The following is a 3,400-nucleotide window of genomic DNA, read 5'->3' on the forward strand; positions in this document are numbered from 1 at the left end:
CTCGTTTTACGAGGCCATGCAGCAAGGTGATCTGGACAAGATGATGTCCGTGTGGGCGGACGACGAAGAGATCGCCTGCGTGCATCCCGGTGGGCCCCGCGTGGTCGGTACCGTGGCGGTGCGGGCGGGTTTCGAGGCCGTGTTCGTCAATGGCCCGGTTCATGTTCAGGTTCACCACGTGCGCCGCATGGAAACGGCCACCATGGCCATTCACCATGTGACCGAGAAGGTGCAGGCCACTACGGAGCGCGGGCTGGAAACCGCCTACGTGATCGCCACCAATGTGTTCGTGCGCACGGCCATGGGCTGGCGCATGGTGGCGCACCACGCCAGCGCCGGTTTGCCGCAGGATCTGCCGGACATCATCGAACCGCGCACCATCTTGCATTGAATTGAATCAGACCTGAAGCACCATGCAGTACCGCGCTCCACGCTGGCTGGCCGGCCATGGCGCTTTCGCCGGCAATGTGCAGACCATTTGGCCGGCGCTGTACAGCAAGGCGCATGTTGATCACGGCCATGTGCTTGTGGCCTACCGGCGCGAGCGCTGGGATACGCCTGATGGCGATTTCATTGACGTGGATTTTCTGCCCGCGGCTGTGTTGGCTGGCGCACAGCCGAAGACCGCACACAAAGCCCGTGTGCAACTCGTGCTGTTCCACGGCCTGGAAGGTTCTTCCCAGAGCCACTACGCACGAGCCTTTGCCCACTGGGCTCATGCATCTGGCTGGGACTACGTGGTGCCGCACTTCCGTGGCTGCTCGGGTGAATTGAACCGTGCGCCACGTACCTATCATTCAGGTGACCACGCCGAGATCAACTGGATCTTGAGGCGCCTGGCGCAGGCGCATGCCGGGCCAACCGTGGCCGTGGGCGTTTCGCTGGGGGGCAATGCCTTGCTGCGATGGGCTCAAGAGGCCGGCAACGAGGCCTCACAGGTGGTCAAGGCCGTGGTGGCCATCTCGTCGCCCGTTGATCTGGCCGCAGCGGGCCATGCCTTGGGGCGCGGTTTCAATCGCCAGATCTACACGCGCATGTTTCTGAACTCCATGAAGCCCAAGGCGCTGGCCAAGCTGCAGCAATTTCCTGGTCTGGCCAATGAGGCAGCCCTGCGCGCAGCGCGGGATCTGTACGAGTACGACAATGCCTTCACCGCGCCCTTGCATGGGTTTGCCAACACGGAAGACTATTGGGCGCGCTGTTCCGCCAAGCCCGGGCTCAAGGCCATGCGTGACGTGCCGGCGCTGGTGCTCAACGCCCGCAATGATCCTTTTGTACCGGCGTCCAGCTTGCCAACCCGGGGCGAAGTAGGCCCGGCGGTGACTTTGTGGCAACCTCACGAAGGTGGGCACGTGGGTTTTCCAGCCGGGCGATTCCCAGGGCATGTGGCCGATCTGCCCGAGACGGTCGGGTATTGGTTGAAGCAGCAGCTCTCGGCCTGAACCAACAACAAGACAAAACTGAGGACACGACCATGGACGACATCGTCAAAGCCGCCTTGAAGAAGTGGCCCAATGTGCCGGATTGCTACGGCTGGCTGGCCTTGGATGCGCGTGGCGACTGGTACATGCGTGATGACCGCATCCAGGCCGCCGGCCCCTTCCCGCAAGTCAAGGGCAGCCGCATCACCCACGACAAGCTCAAGGAATTCATCCATCGCAACTATGAACACGACGAGCAGGGCGCCTGGTTCTTCCAGAATGGCCCGCAGCGTGTTTACCTGCAACTGGAGGCCACGCCGCTGGTGTTTGGTGTCCACAAACATGGTGAGGGCGAGCGGGCCCGCTTTGCGGTCGAGTCCCACACTGGCAAGCTGGCTCAGGAGATCCGCTGCAGCTGGTTGGACGAGCACGGCCGCTTGTTCCTGGATACCGATCTGGGCTTTGGCGTGGTGCGCTCGCTGGACATGGATGCGGCCGCCGATGCCGTGGAAGCGGGCGTCTGGGCGCCCGAGGAAATGCCCTTTGCCGAAATGCCTGTCCGTTTCAACTACTGTCTGAACCCGCAGCCTGTGGCGAAGGCATAAAAAAACCGGCTCCGAGGAGCCGGTTTTTCTTGGTGCGAAACCGTATCAGGGAGCCGAAGCGGCTGCGGCAGGGGCTGCAGGTTCAGAGAATTTGGCGCCACCGGCGTTGGCCATGTAGACCAGACCGCGCTGCACTTCCAGATCAGAGAAATCGCCGCCGCCTTGTGCGGGCATGGCGTTGAAGCCCTTCAGAGCGTGCTCCAGCAGCTTGGCTTCGCCTTGTGCAATGCGTGGGCCCCAGGCGCCAGCATCACCAAACTTGGGGGCGCCCAGCATGCCAGCGGCGTGGCAGTTTGTACATTGAGCTTTGAACACCTCTTCGCCGGAGCGGGGGCCGGTGTTGGCCGAGGCCAGTTTGATCTCGACCGTGCCCACGGGCATGATGCGCTGAGACACGGCTTGCGCGCTCAGGGCTTCACTGCCAGCGGCAGATTTGTTGCTGGACGACACATAGTTCACCAACAGACCGATGATGACCACCGGGATGATGAACGCAGCCAGCACGGCAGCAATCAATTGCTGTGGGGTGCTGATCGGGCCTTGATGGTGGCCGGACTCTTGGGATTGGGGCGCTTGGCTCATGGGGTGTTCAGGAGGCGCTGGTTGTATGGAGGTGACCCGGACAGGGGGAATCCGGCCCGGCGAAAGGGGGATTATAAGTCTTGTCCTGCTCTTATCCAAAAGTCATCCTCTACCTGACTGCTAGAATCCGAAACTGCTGCGCCCGTAGCTCAATGGATAGAGTACTGCCCTCCGAAGGCAGGGGTTGCTGGTTCGATCCCAGCCGGGCGCGCCACTCACGTCTGGCACTTGACCTTGGGTCAAGTGCTTTTTTGTTTTGGGGCGTGGCTCGGCCGACTCAACCCGCCAGAACCGAGCGCCGCTGCCGATGTTTGCGATCTATGACGCTGGGCGGAATCTCGCCTGTGCCTTTTTGGTGATCGACTTCACCTCGTGCGTCAGGTGCTCTGCGAATGTTTGGCTGCTGTGGGCCAGCAGAGGCGATATCTCATTCACGGCTTGATCGATGGCAGCAGGCACCTTCACGGCCACATCCTCTGCAACCGTCTGCACGTACCGTGGCTTCATGCCCAGTTGTTGGGCCATGCCTTGCAGTTGCGCGTGGCCGATCTGCCCTGGCAGCACTTCGCCGCCCACGTTGAAGGCGAACGCTTTGGACAGCCCAGGGTAGATGCGCGTGCACATCAGGTCATAAAAGGGCGTGAGGCGAACGCCCTGGCCAGGCAATGCGTACAGCGACAGGTTCTTGGCATGGCTGTCGTTGTTGCCCACGCAGATGTTGAAAAACACCCATTGCACCAGCGCTTGCAAGTCCAGGGCTGCGCGTGAGCTGTGTTCGCGGATCAGTCGGGC

Annotated in this window: 5 protein-coding genes and 1 tRNA gene; 4 read left to right on the forward strand and 2 right to left on the reverse strand. The window is 61.7% G+C overall.

The window, feature by feature from the left end; translation table 11 throughout:
* From EPO09_RS11075 to EPO09_RS11085, 3 genes are all read left to right on the forward strand, one after another.
* A partial coding sequence (locus tag EPO09_RS11075) for a nuclear transport factor 2 family protein (RefSeq protein ID WP_290643055.1) occupies positions 1 to 391 on the forward strand: 391 nt, incomplete at its 5' end.
* A 22-nt stretch (positions 392 to 413) separates the two neighbouring features.
* Positions 414 to 1,442 carry an alpha/beta fold hydrolase gene (locus tag EPO09_RS11080; protein WP_290643057.1) on the forward strand — a complete coding sequence of 343 codons (1,029 nt, stop codon included), beginning with the start codon at positions 414 to 416 and terminating at the stop codon, positions 1,440 to 1,442.
* 32 nt (positions 1,443 to 1,474) lie between these two features.
* A complete protein-coding gene (locus tag EPO09_RS11085; protein WP_290643059.1) occupies positions 1,475 to 2,026 on the forward strand; it encodes a DUF2946 family protein in 552 nt (183 codons plus the stop codon).
* Between the two features lie 45 nt (positions 2,027 to 2,071).
* Here EPO09_RS11085 and EPO09_RS11090 read toward each other — a convergent pair whose 3' ends face one another.
* Complete coding sequence (locus EPO09_RS11090; RefSeq protein ID WP_290643061.1) at positions 2,072 to 2,608, reverse strand: c-type cytochrome; 537 nt, start codon at positions 2,606 to 2,608, stop codon at positions 2,072 to 2,074.
* Positions 2,609 to 2,746: 138 nt separating this feature from the next.
* Here EPO09_RS11090 and EPO09_RS11095 point away from each other — a divergent pair.
* A tRNA-Arg gene (locus EPO09_RS11095) sits at positions 2,747 to 2,822 on the forward strand.
* A gap of 104 nt (positions 2,823 to 2,926) precedes the next feature.
* Here the strand turns inward: EPO09_RS11095 and EPO09_RS11100 are convergent.
* A partial coding sequence (locus tag EPO09_RS11100) for a HipA domain-containing protein (protein ID WP_290643063.1) occupies positions 2,927 to 3,400 on the reverse strand: 474 nt, incomplete at its 5' end.

The organism is Aquabacterium sp., from assembly GCF_004297345.1.
In the GTDB taxonomy this organism is placed as follows: Bacteria; Pseudomonadota; Gammaproteobacteria; order Burkholderiales; family Burkholderiaceae_C; genus Aquabacterium.

Coding starts and splice junctions, on each gene's coding strand:
- EPO09_RS11090 (WP_290643061.1), bottom strand. CDS start 2,608: ATGAGCCAAGCGCCCCAATCCCAAGAGTCCGGCCACCATCAAGGCCCG.
- EPO09_RS11085 (WP_290643059.1), top strand. CDS start 1,475: ATGGACGACATCGTCAAAGCCGCCTTGAAGAAGTGGCCCAATGTGCCG.
- EPO09_RS11080 (WP_290643057.1), top strand. CDS start 414: ATGCAGTACCGCGCTCCACGCTGGCTGGCCGGCCATGGCGCTTTCGCC.